16 protein-coding genes and 1 pseudogene are annotated in these 19680 nt (G+C 51.3%); 10 read left to right on the forward strand and 7 right to left on the reverse strand.

All coding sequences use genetic code 11. The features are described from left to right. Positions 1-13: 13 nt before the first annotated feature. Positions 14-793, forward strand: coding sequence for a Cof-type HAD-IIB family hydrolase (locus ET464_RS15310; protein ID WP_129444454.1), 780 nt, complete (start codon positions 14-16; stop codon positions 791-793). A gap of 112 nt (positions 794-905) precedes the next feature. Here the strand turns inward: ET464_RS15310 and ET464_RS15315 are convergent, their stop codons facing one another. Then, on the reverse strand, positions 906-1847 hold the full coding sequence (locus ET464_RS15315) for an NADP-dependent oxidoreductase (protein ID WP_208543860.1): 942 nt from the start codon (positions 1845-1847) through the stop codon (positions 906-908). A gap of 257 nt (positions 1848-2104) precedes the next feature. Here ET464_RS15315 and ET464_RS15320 point away from each other — a divergent pair, with 257 nt between their 5' ends. Beyond that, the gene (locus ET464_RS15320) at positions 2105-2692 is read left to right on the forward strand and encodes a TetR/AcrR family transcriptional regulator (protein WP_129442305.1); all 588 of its coding nucleotides are present in this window, start codon (positions 2105-2107) and stop codon (positions 2690-2692) included. Positions 2693-2799: 107 nt separating this feature from the next. Here ET464_RS15320 and ET464_RS15325 read toward each other — a convergent pair whose 3' ends face one another. Next, positions 2800-3711, reverse strand: a complete 912-nt coding sequence (locus tag ET464_RS15325; RefSeq protein WP_129442308.1) for a LysR family transcriptional regulator — start codon at positions 3709-3711, stop codon at positions 2800-2802. Positions 3712-3850: 139 nt separating this feature from the next. Between ET464_RS15325 and ET464_RS15330 the strand changes: the two genes are divergently transcribed. The 4 genes from ET464_RS15330 (at position 3851) to ET464_RS19880 (ending at position 8696) form a co-directional block, all read left to right on the forward strand. Further along, complete coding sequence (locus tag ET464_RS15330) at positions 3851-4327, forward strand: DinB family protein (RefSeq protein WP_129442310.1); 477 nt, start codon at positions 3851-3853, stop codon at positions 4325-4327. After that, positions 4327-5130, forward strand: a complete 804-nt coding sequence (locus ET464_RS15335) for an alpha/beta fold hydrolase (RefSeq protein ID WP_244226558.1) — start codon at positions 4327-4329, stop codon at positions 5128-5130. Before ET464_RS15330 ends, ET464_RS15335 begins: the two co-directional genes overlap by 1 nt. Positions 5131-5793: 663 nt before the next feature. After that, positions 5794-7863: an S-layer homology domain-containing protein gene (locus ET464_RS15340; RefSeq protein WP_165280017.1), complete on the forward strand. Its 2070-nt coding sequence runs from the start codon at positions 5794-5796 to the stop codon at positions 7861-7863. Continuing rightward, a complete protein-coding gene (locus ET464_RS19880) occupies positions 7842-8696 on the forward strand; it encodes a chitobiase/beta-hexosaminidase C-terminal domain-containing protein (RefSeq protein WP_165280018.1) in 855 nt (284 codons plus the stop codon). The genes ET464_RS15340 and ET464_RS19880 overlap by 22 nt, the downstream gene beginning before the upstream one ends. 66 nt (positions 8697-8762) lie before the next feature. Here ET464_RS19880 and ET464_RS15350 read toward each other — a convergent pair whose 3' ends face one another. Beyond that, entirely contained in the window at positions 8763-10115 is a 1353-nt protein-coding gene (locus tag ET464_RS15350; RefSeq protein ID WP_165280019.1) for an MATE family efflux transporter, read from the reverse strand. Positions 10116-10244: 129 nt separating this feature from the next. On the opposite strand from ET464_RS15350, the gene ET464_RS15355 reads away from it, so the two are divergent. From ET464_RS15355 to ET464_RS15365, 3 genes are all read left to right on the forward strand, one after another. After that, positions 10245-10925 carry a TetR/AcrR family transcriptional regulator gene (locus ET464_RS15355; protein ID WP_129442317.1) on the forward strand — a complete coding sequence of 227 codons (681 nt, stop codon included), beginning with the start codon at positions 10245-10247 and terminating at the stop codon, positions 10923-10925. A 61-nt stretch (positions 10926-10986) separates the two neighbouring features. Next, the gene (locus tag ET464_RS15360; RefSeq protein WP_129442319.1) at positions 10987-11589 is read left to right on the forward strand and encodes a class I SAM-dependent methyltransferase; all 603 of its coding nucleotides are present in this window, start codon (positions 10987-10989) and stop codon (positions 11587-11589) included. An 85-nt stretch (positions 11590-11674) separates the two neighbouring features. Continuing rightward, a complete protein-coding gene (locus tag ET464_RS15365) occupies positions 11675-12145 on the forward strand; it encodes a DUF8821 family protein (RefSeq protein ID WP_129442321.1) in 471 nt (156 codons plus the stop codon). Positions 12146-12249: 104 nt separating this feature from the next. Here ET464_RS15365 and ET464_RS15370 read toward each other — a convergent pair whose 3' ends face one another. Both ET464_RS15370 and ET464_RS15375 read right to left on the reverse strand, forming a co-directional pair. Beyond that, positions 12250-12825, reverse strand: coding sequence for a GNAT family N-acetyltransferase (locus ET464_RS15370; RefSeq protein WP_129442323.1), 576 nt, complete (start codon positions 12823-12825; stop codon positions 12250-12252). Positions 12826-12933: 108 nt separating this feature from the next. Further along, complete coding sequence (locus ET464_RS15375) at positions 12934-14040, reverse strand: MBL fold metallo-hydrolase (RefSeq protein WP_244226559.1); 1107 nt, start codon at positions 14038-14040, stop codon at positions 12934-12936. Between the two features lie 608 nt (positions 14041-14648). Here ET464_RS15375 and helD point away from each other — a divergent pair. Then, positions 14649-17056, forward strand: a pseudogene (helD, locus tag ET464_RS15380) (RNA polymerase recycling motor HelD). A 129-nt stretch (positions 17057-17185) separates the two neighbouring features. On the opposite strand, the gene nspC reads toward helD, so the two are convergent. Further along, positions 17186-18313, reverse strand: coding sequence for a carboxynorspermidine decarboxylase (nspC, locus tag ET464_RS15385; protein ID WP_129442327.1), 1128 nt, complete (start codon positions 18311-18313; stop codon positions 17186-17188). Position 18314: 1 nt separating this feature from the next. Continuing rightward, positions 18315-19556, reverse strand: a complete 1242-nt coding sequence (locus ET464_RS15390) for a saccharopine dehydrogenase family protein (protein ID WP_129442329.1) — start codon at positions 19554-19556, stop codon at positions 18315-18317. Positions 19557-19680: the final 124 nt, after the last annotated feature.

Genomic DNA, 19680 nt, shown 5'->3' on the forward strand with positions numbered 1-19680 from the left:
TGCAGCCGGCGGGATGACCAAACGTATCGTCTTCTTCGATATCGACGGCACTTTACTGGATCGGAACAAGCAGCTCCCTTTATCAGCATCGGCTGCTGTCCGGCAGCTGCAGTCAGCGGGCCATGATGTTGTACTGGCCACAGGGCGTTCGCCCTTTATGCTGGCAGATGTGGCAAGAGAGCTGAACATCCGCTCCTATGTGGGGTTTAATGGTCAATATGTCGTATGGCATGGCGAGCTTATTTATTGCAATCCGTTCGCGCCGGATGATTTGCACCGGTTATCCGCCTTTGCGGAACGAAACCGTCATCCGCTTGTTTATTTGGACCATCAAGACATGCGCAGCAGCATCGACAACCATCTTGATGTGGAGACCTGTTTCCGTTCTTTGTGCTATAGGCAGCCTGCATATGATCCGCAATTTTACCGGAACCGCGATATTTATCAGACAATGCTTTTTTGCAGGGAAGGAGAGGATGAGGCATACAGAAGGGCTTTCCCTGAGCTGCAATTCGTTCGCTGGCATCCATTATCTCTCGATATATTGCCGGGTGGAGGTTCGAAGGCTAACGGCATCAAGCATATGCTGCATCGGCTTGGGCATCATCCGCAGGATGCGTACGCTTTTGGGGACAATCTGAACGATATGGAGATGCTCGGGTATATTGGAAACAGCGTAGCAATGGGCAATGCACCTGACGAAGTGAAACGGATTGCCCGTTATGTAACGCCAGAGGCCGATCAGCATGGCATTGCCCGCGGTTTACGTATGGTTGGTCTGCTGCCCGAATAAATAAAGCCGGCACCATAGACAGGCGATGATCCCCGTCCCGATAACGGGGTCAGTCCCGCGCAGGCGGCGGCCACATGGAAGTAAGGGCTTCACCCTATAGTTTAAGCCTTAGTTAAATTATGGAGATGACGATTTTGCCGCGCGTCCGGCGGCTTTCGCTTTTTAGGTGCGCGTTAGCCGTCTCTTCCAGCGGGAATATCGAGTCGATCTCTACATTCAGCTGTCCGCTGTCCACCAGCTGCGATAATTCCTGCAAATAAACCGGGGCGATCGGCGGATACTGTACTTGTTGGACGATAACCGACGCTTTCTCCGCTTGCTCGGACGAGTAGCTTCCCCATGCAATGGGCACGAGCCGTCCGCCGGGCTTTAGCGTGTCCAGAAGCCAGCTCCCTTGATCTCCGCCGGCCGTATCAAGGACAAGATCTGCTATCCGTACCATGTCCGGCGGCAGCACAGCCGTATAGTCTACGAACCGGTCGACGCCCAGCCGATCAAGGAAAGTTTTGTTCCGGGCGGAGGCGGCTCCAATGACGGCGGCTCCTTTCCACCGGGCCAACTGAACGGCCAGGTGACCGACGCCTCCGGCGGCACCGTTGATCAGCACGGTATGGCCGGCCTCCAGCTTCCCTTGGATGAACAGCGCATGCCAAGCGGTGAAGCCGGACTGGGGTAAAGCTGCCGCTTGAACGAAATCGGCTGAACGGGGCTTCAGCGCCAAATGGCCAGCCGGCACGGCGACATATTCCGCGCAGCCCCCGCTGTTGGCGGTCATGCCGTATACGGCGTCGCCTTGCTTCAAGCCGGTGACTCCTTCACCCACGCTCGCCACAACTCCGGATATGTCCCAACCAGGCGTATAAGGCAGCTCAAACCGGTCGCCGGCCAAGCCCGAGCGGATCTGCCAATCGCCAGGATTAACACCGGCGGCATGAACGCGGACGACGACCTCTCCTTCGGCGGCTTTCGGTACGGTGACCTGTTCCAAACGCAGCACATCTGGCCCTCCGTAGGTATGGTAGCGGATCGCTTTCATCGTTTTAGGCATTTCCATCGCGATATCCCTCCTTCATTTCATTGAATAATCTGACTTTTTTCAGTACAATAGTAGGCAAATTAGCGGATCAACACAACGGACAGTCATGCCTGAATGCCGGTTACCCGACAAAACGGCTATTTTGTCGGAGCTGCCGGAACTGCCGGAGCTGACGGGAAATTATTGCCGAATTGCCGCCGGAAGAGACGTTTATCAGGGTTGTTCCGTTCCCTATACCGGGGGACGTCAAACTCAGAGGATAGGGCGTGCGCGTAATGGACAATGAAAAAAATAAAGCCGATAGACGGCGGATCCGTTCACATCGGCTGTTAAAGCAGTCGTTCGAGCAGTTAATGCGGGAGAAAGGGTTTACCGCGATGACCATCCAGGATATCGCCGATCGGGCGGATGTGCACCGGGGGACATTTTATGCCCATTTTCCGGACAAATTCGCGCTGCTGGAGCAGTCCATCCGCGATAAGTTCCGCCACGTGCTGGAACGGCAGCTCCCGCCGGATTCCGGCTGGCATCCTGAGTCGATGCGCGTTCTGGTCCGAACGGTGCTGGAACACGTGCGGTCGCTGTATGGCCGCTGCAGTCCGGTCGACACCGTCGACCCGCTGTTCGAGCGATCGGTACGCCACGAGCTTACCGATCTGCTGCGGCACTGGCTTCGGGAGCTGCAAGCAGCCCGGGCCGGCTGGCAGGCTCCTGTTGATACGATGGCGCTTATGGCAAGTTGGGCGATTTTTGGTGCGGCGGTTGAATGGAGCAAAGGCAGCGAAAACATCAGCGTGGACGAGATGACCGACCGGGTACTGACGGTATTAACCGAAGGGGCTAAAATGGGATTCCATGCATAAGGGATCGCCGACATCATCCGGGCGTTTATTCTGCTTAAGGGATTGCTTGCCGGCTCCGCGGCAAACGGTATGATTGGCTGGCAGGCTGCAAGTTTCATTCACAAACTTTAACCCGATGAGCGGCCAGCATGCTCCATGACGACTTCAATGAAAGACTGCAATTCTTTTATGAATGTTTTTGCGGGCTGCCCCATAAACTTATCTTTCCGATAAATGAGGCATATATCCTGGCTTGGCGTAGGATTGAGCAGCGTAACTGCCGAGATGTTATCGCGGTTTAAATAATCGAGCAGCAATCGTGGAAGCACCGATGCTCCGATTCCTTGTTCGACGAAATTCAGAAGCGTCGATAACGTAGGAGCTGCGATCGGATTGTAGATGGAAATGCCTCTTGCTTGGCAGCAAGAATGGAGAATCTTCGTAATCTGATGCTCCGGACCGAACATGACCATCTTTAACTGCTGCAGCTGCTCGAAGGGGATCGCCTTTGATTTCGCAAGCGGGTGATCCGAATGGATGGCTAAAGCAAACTCTTCATGAAACAAAGGGATGATAGAGATTCGATCGTCCGGATTCGAAGGCACCGTCGTAACTCCAAGGTCTCTTGTGCCCTCAACAACCTCTTCATATACATTCATAGTCTCGGTTACTTGAATGGTAAGCTTGGGGTATGCAAGATGGAAGTTGACTAGAAGCGCGTCGAATAGAAGGTCGCCATCGCCGGGTAATATGCCAATGTCCAGCCGTCCGCCTTCCATCCGCTTAAGATCGGCTATAGCCCCCTTCACATAGTCAATGCGTTCGAAAATCATTCCGCATTGCTCCAATAAAATGCTGCCGGCTTCCGTTAAGGCGATCCGCTTGCCGATACGGTCGAATAGAGGCAGTCCGAGCTCATTCTCCAAAAACTTAATTTGCTGGCTCAAATTCGACTGCGTGGTACACAGGTTTTCTGCTGCCCTGGAGAAATGCATCTCCTTGCATACGGCAGCAAAATATTCAAGCTGTCTAAGTTCCATTCCCAATTCCCTCCTTCTATTCGCCTGCCTTCATTACTAAAACCGATTGAATTCATCGGAATCTCGTGATTGTTGCTTTGCGCTGCAAAAGGTACCCTTTAGATGCAAGCAAACCACATTATCGGGAGGCGTATGAATAATGGCACAATCAATCGTGAACACAGGAAAAGTATTGCGTCAAATTGTAATCGGGCAGATTCAGAGCATTTCGGAGGCGCAATTCGACATTCAACCGAAAGGCTTCAACAATACAATCCGCTGGAATGCCGGCCACATCATTTATTGGATGGACCAATACATCACGTTGTCCTTCGGGCTCCCATCCGCGATTCCTGCACCATACGGGACGCTGTTTAACTCGGGAACGAAACCGGCCGACTGGACGATCGCTCCGCCGTCCAAGGAACAATTGGTCGACATGTTAGCCGAACAGCTAGCCCGTCTTTCGGAGCTGCCGGCTGACGGGCTAGACAAAGCTTTGCGAACGCCGTTTGAAATGGGCCCATTCCGGTTCAACACAGCCGGCGAATTGTTCAACTTCGCTTTGATGCACGAAGCCATTCATCTGGGGGTCATTTCAAGCCTGATGAAAGCAAGCTCGGGAGGCGAAGCGTAGTGCCTTCGTTTATGTCCGACGGGATTGAACTTTATTATGAAGAAGAAGGCGCCGGGTTCCCTTTGGTCATGCTTCATGGGCTGATGTGGAGCGGAATGACGTTCCAGCGTGAAATAGACCGTTTAAAGGCGCATTATCGCGTTATCGCTTTAGATTCGCGCGGGCATGGGAAATCGGGCAAACCGCCCGTGTATACGTGGCAGGACCACGTACAAGACGTAATTGCTTTGCTGGATACTATCGGTATCGAGTCGTGTTATCTGCTGGGCGCATCAATGGGGAGTTATATTGCCCAAGGGGTCGCCATCGCCGTTCCCCGCAGAATCAAGAAACTGGTGCTCATCGCGCCGAAAAGCAACGGGTTAACCTCTTCTATGCAAGAGATGCTGGAGCGCCATGCGGGAGCAATGAAAGATCTCGCTCTTGAAGATCAAATAGGCCGTGCTTTCAGCTATATGTTTCATAACCAGGCTGCGGTCCGGAAAGCGCTGACCGACTGGCATACCGGACAGGTGACGCTGAACGATCCCCAAGAGCAGGCGGCTGCAAACAAGGCGCTTGAAGGCTTTGATTTTCGGCATGATCTAAAGAACGTTACCGCTCAAACCTTAGTCATCAGCGGCAAACACGACGGTTTGAATCCGCCGGAACGAGGGCGGGAGGTTGCTTTGCTCATTCCCGATTCGGCCTTTGTCGAATTCCAGCATTCCGGCCATGCGCCGAGCATTGAAGAACCCGAACGTTTTCTGGAAGAAATAACGAATTTCCTTGCCTCAGCAGTTGAATCGAAAATGTCCATTTAATACCAAGTATGACTCGTATTATAAGGGATGCCGGAGTTTTAGCCAAGTTTCCTTTGCCCCGGCATTCGTCTTCGGGTGCAGGCTTCCAGAGCCAGATTGCAGTAGCCATCCATGGAGGATGCACGCAGACGGTAGGTTCAAAGAAGTCGGTATTTCTGTATGCGGACGTGTCCCGTGTTCAGTTTAAATACGAGGTTCGCATTACACAGCCTGCCGACAGCCGTTTCATAACGAATGTATTTGGCGTAACGAAGATGCCGTTCAAACCGCCAGCACGGCTTGGTCAAGATCGGGAAGTAAAACGGAAGGAGCATCGTTCTCGAAGGTTATTCAACCAAAAGCAGGAATCGGGGTCGCCCGATTCCTGCTTTTTTTAATTAGTCTTGCGTTCGCGGGAAATCAATTTGGCCGGTTTAAGACAGTGTTATTTTATAATCTCTGTGAAGGACAGGAATTTATGGTAGCGGTGTCGAATTAGTTCGAATTGCTCAATTTATGCCTAATTTTTGGGAAAATGTTGCGAAGAATGTCGCAACCTAGTTGCGGATAGAGGGTTATTCCAATTCACTGCCTGTGGCGGGGCGGTGGGCGAAGATTGAATGTATGCGATTCATTTTGCACGAAGGATATTCCACCAGACAAAGGTTAAAGGAGTGCTTCAAAATGAAAAAGAAGTTTTCAAAGCGGCTGCTTCTTCCATTAGGATTAAGCTTGCTCTTGACCAATGCATTCGCTTCAGCGGCATCTGCTGCGCCTGCCGTCCCATCCGCCGCGGTAGCCGCAGGATATGTATCCGCCGCAACTTCGGGTGACTTTGATGATCTGGCGGGTATTGACGATGAGCTAAAGGCCAAAATTGATGCTTTGCTGGCCCAAGGCGTATTTCAAGGCGTCGGTGACGGCACCTTTGGTATTGACCAGAACATGACCCGGTCTCAATTCTCTAAAGTTCTTGACCTCATCTACAATGTGGACGTTGATATGGCGGTCCAAACCTCGTCTTTTAGCGATGTGCAAGTAAGCGATGCCGCTAACGGATGGGCGATTCCTTACATTGAAGCGGCGAAAAAAGCGGGACTTCTTACCGGCATGACCACCACGACATATGCGCCAAGCGCAAATGTTACCTTGGGCCAATTGGCGGCTGCGTTGGATCGCGGACTAGGTTATCAGCCCGATTTAACCGGCACACCTTGGTATGCAGATGCCGTTCAACAAGCGATCTCAAACAGAATTTTGCCTGAAGGAATTGACGGATCTCGGATTGCTACACGTGCTGACCTGGTCGTAGGTGCTTTTAGCGGACAACAAGCCTATCAAGCGAGTACAGATGCCGCTGATGGTAGCGCGACTGTATCCTCTGACACTTCAGGCAGCCGTCCGAAGTTGTCTATTACCCAGGCAAAACAAGTAGGCGCCCAAAAATTTTATGTAGGTTTCAATTTGCACACAGACCCATCGACTATCCGCCTGTCTGTCACGAAGGACGGCATCCCGGTGGATGCACAGGCTGTCCCTGATGCGTTAAACGGCTACACTTTAAACCTCGCAAGCCATGTACAAAGCGGAAATTACGTCATTACGGCAAGCAGCGCGAATATGCCAATGGGTACAAGCTCCGCCACCTTGACGGCTGCTGCTGAGACGGCTGTCAAGATGGAATGGATCGGGTCTTCGGATACGATAGCCAAAGCTTCCCGGGTCCAAATTCCGTTTAAGATTACTAATCAGTTCGGCGAAACGATGCAAGATGCATCCGATGTTTCCGTTATGGCTACAGCCCCCGCCGTTATCGACTCGGCTCGCATGGCGGTTATCGTTGATACTTCATCTCCGGACTTACAGTCTAATCAGTCGGTAGTTTCTATCAGCTTGGTGAATGAGGACGCCCGAATTTCACTCTCCAAAAATTACAAGGTTGGAACAGCGCCATTGGTTGCAAAAATAGAAATGGAAGGCGCGCTTCGTGACAACAATGGGGAAGAGGTACCGCAAGCCGATGGTTCCAGCTCGGCTTATCATGTGGACTTCACCGCGTATGATCAATACGGCAGCTCGATATTGCCGTCCGAGACGCTCTTGACGGATCAGATTCAAGCGATCTTCACGCCTTATAACGCCGATATCTCGGCTGGAGAGGTAGAAGAGGCGGCTGCCGGCGAACCTGGCAGCTTCTCGTTGCCGATCTTATTAAATTGGGAGAGCTACGATGTAGTTGCCCCAGCCAATTACAATTTGCAGCTGTTCTGGCAGGGAGCTAGCGCCACTCAGGTTATCCATGTAGCTCCAGCGGCACGGCAAATACCTAAAACAATGGAGATTAAAGGTTCCTTCCGCGATGAGAACGGGCAAGAAGTGACGCAATTGTTTAAGGATATTCCCTATCATTTGAATTTAGATATGTATGATCAACAAGGCAATAAGATAACGTCATTGCCGTCCCTGCTGTCGGCCTTGTCATCCACGACTCAACTCGCCGTATCGGGGCTTGACGGTTATGGGACGCTAACGGCGGCGCTTGCCGGCGAGCCGGGCGCGTTCTCTTTGCCGGTCATGTTCACATCGGCAAGGGGCGTAAACTCGGTAATGACGATTACTTTGTATACGGCCACCGCTAATATGAGTTATGTTGACCCCCATATATTAACAATCCCTGCAGTGGCGGCGCAGCTGGCGGCTGCAGTGCCGGCGGCTAGTCCTCCGGGGGATCTGTGGCGTCGGGCACGAGTGTAACGCTGAGTGATGCGACGCCGGGGGCAACGATCTACTACACGACGGATGGAAGCACGCCAACGGTATCCAGTGCAGTGTACAGCTCACCGATCAGTATCACAAGCGCCGTTACCATTAAAGCGATCGCAGTGAAAAGCGGCTACGCTAACAGCGGTGTCATGTCAGCTTCATATCAAATAGCGCTTCCGCAAGCCGAGATGCCTTCCGTGAGCATGACTGACTCGGGCAGTATGGTTCTTGTTGCATTAAGTACGGAAACGCCTGGTGCGACGATTTATTATACGACAGACGGCAACGATCCATCGGATCATCCGCAAAATGACCTGTCCACTTTTATGTACAACGGCCCTATCCTGATCGCGAGCAGCCTTACGATTAAAGCGATCGCCGTAAAAGAAGGTCTGGCAAACAGCCATGTATTGACAGTGCCGATTACGGTAGATCCGAGCGTACAGCCGTTTGGTATCACAGCTCTGGATTATCTTGGCCCGGATTCCGATGATGCATCCAAAAGTCTTCTCAAGGTAACGTTCAGCAAAGCCGTCGATCTGGCTACAGCAACGAATGCGGACAATTATTACGTTCAAAGCATGTCAGGAACGGAAGGAATGCCTGGAATGCCGGGAATGGGAGGCATGCCTGCTTCTATTGCCGTTTACTCAGCCGATCCAGGCAGTGCGGACAACGAAATTATACTGCAAGTCGACAGTCTGGCGGATTTAGCGTCCGGCACTTATATCACGATGTTCGTCCATAGCATTCAGTCGAAGGACTTGAGTGAACTGATCCAGTCCGGTGCTGCCGATAGCTATGCGGGATTTATAATGCCGTAATAAAGATCATAATTAAACAAAGAAGGAACCCGGTTACTGCCCGGGTTCCTTCTTTGTTTAATCCTTCTACTGCGCTAAGCTCTCCAGATCCGGCTCCAGCTTGTTCCGCAAAATAAACAGCATGGCGGCGCCAACAAGGAAGGCGGCAGCATCCGCGATGACGAGCGACCAGACTACCCCATGGAAGCCACTCAAATGATTGGCGATAAACAGCACCGGAATGAGCGTAACGCCTTGAATAATGGACATAATAAATGCAGCTGTTCCTTGCGCTGTAGCTTGGAAAATGCCCGTGAACAGCGTGGTCATTCCCGTAATGAACAAGGACAGGAACGTAACATGCAAAATATAGCTGCCCATTTCAATTAATTGCGCGTCATTCGTAAATAAACCAATTAAGTTATCGGAAATCAGATATACGATGATGCCGAACACGACAGCTAATGACACAATGCTTTTTATCGTAAACCCGATGGTGCTCTTCATGCGCAATTTATTAGCTGTAAACGTGAAGGCAATAAGCGGTACGACTCCCTCGCACAAACCCATCAGAATAAACTCAGGAAATTGCAATAAACGGGATGAAATGCCGAAAGCCGCTACGGCTTGGTCGCCGTATTCGACAAGAAAATGGTTAAAGATTAGAGACATGGCTCCTAAAAAGACGCTCATAATAAAGACAGGAACCCCGATTTTAAATACATTGCCCAGAATGTCCCTGGTTGCCTTAAACCATTGCAGAGAGATTGTTAAGAACGGGCTTTTAGCTCCCATATGGAAGGCGTAATAAGCACTTGCAACCAAGTTCGAAATGACGGTAGCAGACGCAACGCCGTTCACGCCCCAATGGAATACGAAGATGGCTAACGCATCAAGGATCATATTGACAACCACACTGAGAATCATACCGGTCATCGACGTGATGGCTGCGCCCTCCGAGCGTACGATGTTTTCCAGCGTAAAGAACAATACGACAACCGGCGAGCCAAGCAGCATAATTCTGACATAGTCCTTTGTGAATCCGAAGGATTCAGGAGTTGCGCCCAGTGCGTGTACGATTGGATCCATCAACGGGAGGCCGGCGGCTATGACGAGAAGGCCGAGAAGTAAACTGCTGTAAAAGGCAAATGAAGACACACGCTTAACGTCATCATATTTTTTCTCGCCCATCAAACGGGAGATGAATGTGCCGCTGCCCATGCCGATCAGGTTGCCTAGCGCCATAATGATTGCGAATAACGGCAGCGTAAGTGCGAGAGCGGTTAGCATAGCGGTATTGTGGAGCGTGCCAAGGAAATACGCGTTCAATATGGAATAAATGACACTCATTGACGTGCCCAGCATCATCGGTACAGCGAAGTGAGCGACGGCTTTTGCGACCGGTGCTTTTTCAAAGTAATGGAGGTTTTCTGCATCCACACGGATCACTTCTTTCTTTTTAGGTTATCTAACAGTGTTAGTTTGTGCCTTACAGTGTTAGATGTTATCATGATTGTAGCGACTTGTAAAGGATAAACTTACACTGTTAGATAAAAAGGGCGGATAGGGATGAAAAAACAGCAGCCTCAGATTTCGGAGGATAAAATTTTAGAAGTGTCCTGGGAGCTTCTGGGAGAGGATGGCATCGAGAAATTCAGCATGAGGCGGTTAGCGGACCGTCTGGGGATTCAGGCTCCCTCTCTGTATTGGTACTTCAAGAGCAAGCAGAATCTTTACCAGCGTCTCGCCAACGATGTATCCAAAAAGATTCTGGAGGAGTTCCACTCCGATGGAGACTGGAAGGAGCAGCTGGAGGAACTCGCGGTAACGGTACGGCGCGTGCTTCAGCGTTACCCTTGCTCCACCCAGCTCATGATGATGACGCTGCCGCATGAACCGGACATTATCCGTTTTACGAACCGGATGCTGCTTTGCGTGGAGTCGACGCCGCTTGAGCAAGCGCAGAAAATGCAAGTGGTGACGACGCTTTTGAACTATGTTTTTTACTTCGTTCTGGACGATTATCAGCATGAGCGCAACGTCTCCGCCATACTTGAGGACAAGAGAGAAGCTCCGGGCGACGAGATGATCCGCCTTCTGGACACGATGAGCGAGACAGATGCGGGGCTGTTCCGGAGAATGTTCAAGAATGGGCTGTTCGAGCTGATGGGGACCGATACGGCGTTTGAATTCGGGGTGAGGCTAATATTGCTCGGGATTGAACAAATCATGAAAGAGCAGGAGAACTAGGATGAACTACGCGCTTTCAGGTTCCAATCTGACGGGCTGCAGAATCTAAGGAGAGATGTGAATGGGAAATACGGACAAATTCGAAATGATCGCCGCCATGTATGATACGCCTGAAAGAATCCAGATCGCGAAGCTTTCAGCGGAGGCTATCGGGGAATACGTGAAGGATGCCAAAGGGAAGCAGGCTATTGATTTTGGCTGCGGGACCGGTCTTGTTGGATTGAACTTGCTGCATGAATTTAATTCGGTGTTATTTCTGGACACATCACCAAACATGATTGATCAAGTTAAGCACAAAATTTCCAGGCTCGCTATTCAGAATGCCGATACGTTATGCTTTGACTTTGAAAAGGAAGGCTTGCCGGATTTGCATGCCGACTATATCTTCATGGCCCAGGTTTTGCTGCATATCCCTGATGCCGAGCCTGTTTTATCCCGGTTATACGATGTTCTGAATGAAGGCGGACACCTGCTGATTGTTGACTTTGACCGGAATGACAATGTCGTGTCGGACATCGTCCGCAACGGATTTGACCAAGCCGAGCTTAAGGAGCTGATGGTGAAAATAGGGTATAGGGATGTGCAGTCCAACACCTTCTATACAGGCAACAAAATATTTATGGGACAGGATGCGTCTATGTTTGTGCTTGATTCCCGGAAATAAACGGGAAAAACGGCCGTTCGGTAAAGGGTTTGGTACGGCGGCGTCGTATAGATGAGAGAGGAAATAAAGAAAACGAGGGATGAACATGTCATATATCGTTGATTTTAAAAAGGTGTCTACAGTTGGTTTGGAGTCCTCGCCTGCAGCGGAAGCGCTGGCTGGCTTGCGTGCGAATGAAGCCCGATATTTCATGAACAAATACAATCATGAATTTACGGTTGTGCCGGCCAGCGAAAGCCAGGAGAACCTTGATTATGTGAACCGGGTTTTGAAAGAAGAGCGCAACATCGTGTTTGCGGCCAAACCATTGGAAACATCGCATTTTCAAGTGGAGAACATCCAATTCACGTATGTCTTTTATGAAGACGGCCTTGAGGTTAATGTCATGTATACGGTGGATGATCCGAAGAAACGGGCTGTCGGGTTCAAGCTTTCGGAGGGAATGGAAGTGCCGCAGGAACTGGAAGGGAAATTTAAGTTTGCCCGGCAGAAGTCCAAGCTTGCGGGAACGATCCGGGGGTCGTATTTTGTCATCAAAGGCGAATACGGACGTTAACCGCAAGCGGAACCATCCGATGCTGCAGCGGAAAGCCTCTAATCTGTAAGCCGGATTAGAGGCTTTATTCGATTACCGGATAGCAGTCGGCTTTATCGCGGTGATCAGCTTAACAGCATAGCCATCATAACCACATTCATAAAAATTTTCGTAGATTCATGCATCAAATAATGAGAGAGCAGCCCTTCTCTGCGGAAGCCCAATTTCTCCAATACTTTAAGTGAAGCCGCATTCTCAGGCAGAACCTCTGCTTGAATCCGGTGCAGCCCCGTCTCTTTTTTGCAGAAATCAAGAGCCGCCGTGAGGGCTTCGGTCATAAAACCTTTGTTCCAGAACGCCGTCTTCAGGTCATACGCAATCGTAAAAGGATAACGCGGCGCATCTTCAAAGGTTCCTCGTATCGGCATAATGACGATCGTTCCAATAAGCTCCCGGTTATTATGCATAGAAATTCCCCAAGGAAGCATTATTTTCTCCTCGAAGCCGTTATTCCAGAAACCGATCATTCTGACACATTCATCAATGGAACCAGGGCCATGCCAGTCCAAATATTGTTTGAATTTCGTGTCGTGATAAAAACCAAACAGGTCCTCGGCATCGGCAGCTGTCATTTGGCGCAGCACCAGCCGTTTTGTCCGGAGTTCCGGAAATGTGCTGAATAAATCATCCCGCTTGTTCATATCGGCAAATACCCCTAATCCATAATCTTCTATTCATCATATAGGGGATAACTTAAAATCAGATGAATTAGATATAAATTTTGGAAAGGGGCTGCCGCTACCCGTTATTTATTCCGGCTGTCTCCACCAATATGACGAAGACTTCTCCGGAGCGTCTATGGCCAGCGTCTGTCCGATCCTTGGCGTTGCGATCGCAGCGCCCTCTCGTTTTGCCGCTTCAAGGACGCGTTCAACCGGATCCGTCCATTCATGCAGCGCTAGCGTAAACGCGCCCCAGTGAATCGGAATGAGCAGCTTGGCCTGTACATCAAGGAAGGCTTGCACCGTCTGCCCCGGCATCATATGAATCGCTTCCCAGTTTTTATCGTATTGGCCGCATTCCATTAATGCGGCGTCGAAAGGCCCGAACCGCTCTCCGATCGCTTTAAAATGAGGGCCGTATCCGCTGTCCCCGCTGCAAAAAATGTTCGTGCTCCGGCCTTTGACCACCCAGGAGCACCAAAGCGTCGCATTCTGATCAAATCCCCGTCTCCCGGAAAAATGGCGCGCCGGCGTGCAGGCAAGCTGCAGCTCGTCTAACGATGCGGTATCCCACCAGCCGAGCTCTTCGATTTTGTCCGGAGCTACGCCCCATCGGATCAAATGGGCCTTTACGCCAAGCGGTACGAAGAAGCGCGCCGCCTTGTCCTTCATCCGCTTAATGGTGCCGTAGTCGAGATGGTCGTAGTGATCATGCGAGATGAGCACGGCATCCAGCGGAGGCAATTGTTCTGCTTCTATCGGCGGCCGGCCGCTGTACCGCCTGCCGCCGATTGCCGGGAACGGCGAGGGCGAAGCTCCCAGCATCGGATCGACGAGAATCGTTTTCCCCTCGATGAACAACAGAAACGTGGAATGGCCGAACCAGATGACGCGCGCCTGGCCGCTCGTATCCGCCCATTCGCCCGGATGGACCGGGTCGGCCGGGATCGCTGCAGCAGGGCGGCGGTTAGCGCCGCCTTTCAAATATTGTTTCGCTGCATCGGCCATGCTGGCAGGGCTGACGGCTGTAGAGGTCGGGATCAGGTTGTTAAATTTCCGGCCGGAATAGCCGTCTCCTCTTGCTGCAAAAGCGCGCCGCTCTGTGCGGGATAATCGTCCGCCGAACGCCGGGTAAGATCGAAACCATACATAAGCTGCGGCTATTAGGCCGACAATAATAAGAATCCACCACATATACATACCACCTTCGTCGTTCCGCCTGCCGGCAAAAAGGATATCAGGATCAGGATCGTTCGGGACCGTCCTGAACCGCTTTATTCATCATAACGCGGCCGGCTGCCCATTGCGAGTCAACCTGCTGCGCCCGTTTATGGCTGGCAGAGCTTCCATAAGCGGCTGCGTCTGAATTCCGCTTAATTCGCTAGGTTCTGCTAGTGCTGGTTTAACCATTTCAATTGGAACTCCCCGCTTTTATTCCATGTTGCCCTCCAGACCGCAACATGCCTCCGGTCTAACGGCTCGAACCGGGGCGCAGAAAATAGAATCAACCTTCATCTTCACTTTAAGGCAAGCCGCATTTCGCTTCCAATCACGGCAAGGAATAGACGTTTATGGGCAAATAAAAAAACCCGGCATATCAGCCGGGTTTACGAAGGCGTATAGTTTAGAATTGCGCGCAAAGAAACGCTGTGGTATGATTGAAAAACCACTAACTCATTTTTATAAATTAAGTCATAATTATCCTATCTTATTTACAATTTAATATTACCACAAGGGACGGCAGTTTGTCAAACGGTATATTTTGTTTCAGATTTAGCGGAAGGAGCGTGTTCGGGACAATGATGCACGGGCAGGAATGGAAGCAGGAACAGGAACGGCTGGATGCGGTAACGGAGAAGCTGCAAGAAAGAATCGCCGAGCTGGAGCCGGAGGTGGCCGGGCTTCAAAACCAGGCGGGTGATATCCGCAAGCGGTTTTGGGAAGAAGTGACGATCAATACAAGCACGCATGAAGATTTTGAGGAGACGTTCTACAGCATTAAGCAGCAGGAAGCGTTGCTGTCGGAACGGGAGCGCAGCTACCGGCTTCGCGTGCAGCAATGGAAAAGCTTGAACCGGCTGTTGCAATCCCCTACTTCGGGCGCATTGATTTTTCTGAAGACGGCTTTACCGAGCAAATCTACATTGGTGTATCCTCTTTCGTCGAGAAGGACGGCCTGAGCTTCCTGGTCTACGACTGGCGAACGCCTGTTGCGAGCATGTATTACGATTACGCCCCGGGGCCGGCTTCTTATGATACGCCGGGCGGACGCATTGCAGGGACAATGGAGCTGAAACGGCAATATCAGATCCATAAAGGCAAACTTCACAATGTTATCGACACGAGTCTGACGATCGGCGATGAATTGCTGCAGCAGGTGCTGGGCCAAAGCGCAGATTCGCAGATGAAGACGATCGTAGCGACCATCCAGAAGGAGCAAAACGCGATTATTCGCGATGACCACAGCCGGATGCTTATCGTACAGGGAGCGGCCGGCAGCGGCAAAACATCCGCAGCGCTGCAGCGGGTAGCTTATTTGCTTTACAAACACCGGGATCGGTTAAAGGCGGACCAGATCGTTTTGTTTTCGCCCAATCCGATGTTCAACAGCTACGTCTCAACCGTTCTTCCCGAGCTTGGCGAAGAAAATATGCAGCAGACGACGTTCCAGGAATATTTGGATTATGAGCTTGGCGCGGATTTGCGCCTGGAAGATCCGTTTGATCAAATCGAATATGTGCTGGCTGAACAAAGCTCGCAAGATTACGAAGCCCGGCTGGCGGGGATCGGGTACAAAGCATCAGTGTCGTTCCTTGAGGCTCTCCTCCGTTATGCGGAGTGGCTTACGCGGGAAGGCATGCAATTTAACAGCATCCGCTTTCGGGACCGCGATTTGATTACCGCCAGCCAAATGAAAAAGCAGTTTTACAGCTATGACCCATCGATCCGCTTGGCCAACCGTGCAGGCATGCTGCAAGAATGGCTGCTGAAGGAGCTGACGTTGCTGGAGCGCAAGGAGCGGGACGAAATTTGGGTGCAGGAGGAGATGAATTACCTCGACCAGGATGAATATGCCGCCGTGCACCGGGAGCTGCATAAAGATAGAGGCGTCTTTGACTTCGCGGAGCAATATGAAGTGATTCAGGAGAAGGTGAATCATAAACCGCGGCGGGACGAAGCCGATTTCGATTATGCCGAGCGGGAGGAAGAAATGCTGCGCCGCATGATTGTGAAGGAATATTTCAAACCGCTGCGGCGAAGCGTGAAGCGGATGATGTTTATCAATATGGCGGCGCTGTACGCCCAGCTGTTCAGCAGCAAAGACGCGTTTGCGGCGATGACGGGCGAGTCTGCTGTTCCGGAGCTATGGGACGGTATTTGCAGGCAGACGAAGGAGAAGCTGAGCAAGCTTGAGCTGTTTTATGAAGATGCGACCCCGTATCTCTATTTAAAAGAGCTTGTCGAAGGCGTCCGGACGAATGTAGAGGTCAGGCATGTGTTTGTTGATGAAGGCCAGGACTATTCGATGTTTCAATATGAATTTCTGAAAAGGCTGTTCCCCCGGGCGCGCATGACGGTGCTCGGCGACTTCGGGCAGGCGATCTTTACGCAGTCAACGGAGCTGTATGGCGCGGATGCGCCGCTTCTCCGGCTTTACGGCGAGCCGGATACGAGACTTGTACGCTTCGTTCGCAGCTATCGGTCAACCCGTGAAATCGTCGAGTTTACGAAGGCGATACTGCCGGACGGCCAGGAAATCGTGCCTTTCGACAGAAGCGGGCGGAAGCCGCTGCTCCTTCAGGCGGCCAGCAGCGAGCAGTTGGCGGCGCTAATCGCGGAAGAAATGGCAGCTCTTCAAGCGGAAGGCTTCCGTTCCATCGCTGTCATTGCAAAAACAGCTGCGGAAAGCAGCGAGGCTTACAGCCGCTTAACTGCCCAAGGCTGTCCGCCGCTGCGTCTCGTGACGAAACGGACGCAAACTTTCGAGAAGGGGACGGTGGTCATTCCGGCGTATCTTGCCAAGGGCGTAGAATTCGACGCCGTTCTGATCTATGATGCTTCTGCGCAGGCTTATCGCCGCGAATCCGAGCGCAAACTGTTTTATACCGCATGTACACGGGCCATGCACCGGCTGCTGCTTTTTGCAGCAGGGGAATGGACGCCGTTTGTACAGCTGGCAGACCCTTCTTTCTATGAGGTAAACAAATAAGGCTCCCTTACGGGAGCCTTATTTGTTCGCTATTTTCGTTCGCTATTATAGAGGACACTTTCCGGCGCGGTTTGCTTGCAGCACGATCGCCAAAAAAGGCACCGGTCAAATACCGGTGCCTGCAAAACATTATGCTAAACGCATTTTAAAATCTTCATAGCCGAACTGGCTTACGACACGGCAGTCGCCGTTTTTGTCCTGGACGGCAATGGCCGGCAGCGCCATGCCATTGAAGGTGTTTGTTTTCACCATGGAGTAAATCGCCATGTCGCCAAACACAAGGCGGTCACCGCATTGCAGCGGCCGGTCGAACGAATAATCGCCGATCACATCGCCCGTCAAGCAGGTTTGGCCGGCAAGCCGGTACGTATACGGCTTCTCGCCGACTTCGCCGCTGTCCGCGAGAGGCGGACGGTACGGCATTTCGAGCACATCCGGCATATGGCAAGTCGCCGAGGTGTCGAGAATGGCGATATCAATGCCGTTCTTATGCAGATCCAGCACGGATGCGATCAAATAACCGGCGTTCAGCGCGACGGCTTCGCCCGGTTCCAGATACACCTCGAGACCATACTTCTCCTGCATCCGTTTGATGCAGGCCTCAAGTCTCGGGATATCGTAATCATCTCTTGTAATATGATGCCCGCCGCCGAAATTAATCCATTCCATCTGCGGCAGAAAATCGCTGAATTTGGCTTCAACCGCATTCAGCGTTGTCTCCAGATCGTCGGAGTTTTGCTGGCAAAGGGTATGGAAGTGAAGCCCTGTTACGCCTTCAAGCAATTCCGGGCGGAAATCTTCCCGTTTCACCCCGAAGCGGGAGCCGGGAGAGCAAGGATCATAAATCTCATGCCCAACCTGCGTCGAGCATTCCGGATTGATGCGGAGGCCAACCTTGCAGCCGGCCTTCAGCGCCTTATCTTTATACTTCTCCAGCTGGGAGAAGGAGTTGAAAATAATGTGATCGCAGATGGAAAGAATCTCGTCGATCTCATCTTCCCGGAATGCTGGGGCAAAGACATGTGTTTCTTTGCCCATTTCCTCGTAGCCCAGCCGTGCTTCATACAAGCCGCTTGCCGTCGTACCACTCAAGTATTCGCCAATAAGGGGATAGAAGGTCGTCATGGAGAATGCTTTTTGCGCCAAAACAATCTTGGCTCCTGTCCGCTGCATTACACCGTTCAGGATTTTCAGATTTTTTTCGATAAGCGCTTCATCGACAACAAAGCAAGGCGTAGGCAGCTGATCGAACCGCATCTTAGCGAACCAGCACAGGTTGCTTGCTGGCAGTTTCTTCTCCATCGTCAACCAGAACAGGATTAAAGTCTTCTACCCATGGAAGTCCCCATTTGTTCAACTCTTCCATAAACGGATCCGGATCAAACTCTTCCACGTTGTATACGCCCGGTTTGTTCCACTTGCCGGTCAGCACCATCGCAGCGCCGATCATGGCAGGGACGCCTGTCGTGTAAGAAATTGCTTGGGAGCCTACTTCTTTATAGCAAGCTTGGTGGTCGCACACGTTGTACACATAATACGTTTTGGCTACGCCGTCTTTTTTGCCTTGGAAAATGCAGCCGATATTGGTTTTGCCGACCGTACGCGGTCCAAGCGATGCCGGGTCCGGCAGCACAGCTTTCAGGAACTGAAGCGGGATAATTTGTTTGCCTTCGAATTCGATCGGCTCGATCGAAGTCATGCCTACGTTTTCCAGCGCTTTCAGGTGAGTCAGATAGCTTTGGCCGAAAGTCATGAAGAAACGGATGCGCTTCAGGCCGGGAATGTTCACCGCAAGGGATTCCAGCTCTTCGTGGTACAGCAGGTACATATCTTTTTGGCCGACTTCAGCGAAGTTATATTGGCGTTTGATTTCCATCGGCTTCGTTTCGATCCATTCGCCGTTCTCCCAGTATCTTCCGTTAGCCGAAACTTCGCGGATATTGATCTCCGGGTTGAAGTTCGTTGCGAACGGGTAGCCGTGGTCGCCGCCGTTGCAGTCCAGAATGTCGATATATTCGATTTCGTCGAAGTAATGCTTAAGCGCATAAGCCGAGAATACGCCTGTTACGCCGGGGTCGAAGCCGCTGCCAAGAAGCGCAGTAATGCCGGCTTTCTCGAAACGCTCGCGATAATCCCATTGCCATTTGTATTCGAATTTTGCCGTATCTTCAGGCTCGTAGTTGGCCGTATCCATGTAATGCGTTTTGGTAGCCAGGCAGGCATCCATGATCGTCAAATCCTGATAAGGCAGCGCCAGGTTCATGACGATGTCCGGTTTGACCTCATTAATCAAAGCGATCAGCTCGTCAACGTTGTTCGCGTCTACTTGCGCGGTCGTAATTTTAGTTTTGCCGCCGTCCAGCTTGGCTTTCAGTTCGTCACATTTCGATTTCGTGCGGCTTGCGATACAAATTTCCTCGAAAACCTCACTGTTTTGAACACACTTATGGATGGCTACAGATGCCACCCCGCCGCAACCAATGATTAACGCTTTCCCCATTTCTCATTCCCCTTACCTTAGTAGTAGTGTGAACCGCAATTTCTTAACAAGGCAACATTTTTTACGCACAAAAAAAACAAGTCGCAATAACGCTTCATAGCGCATCACACTTGTTCTTGTTTAG

Origin of the sequence: Paenibacillus protaetiae, from assembly GCF_004135365.1 — a bacterium.
GTDB lineage: Bacteria > Bacillota > Bacilli > Paenibacillales > Paenibacillaceae > Paenibacillus_AP > Paenibacillus_AP protaetiae.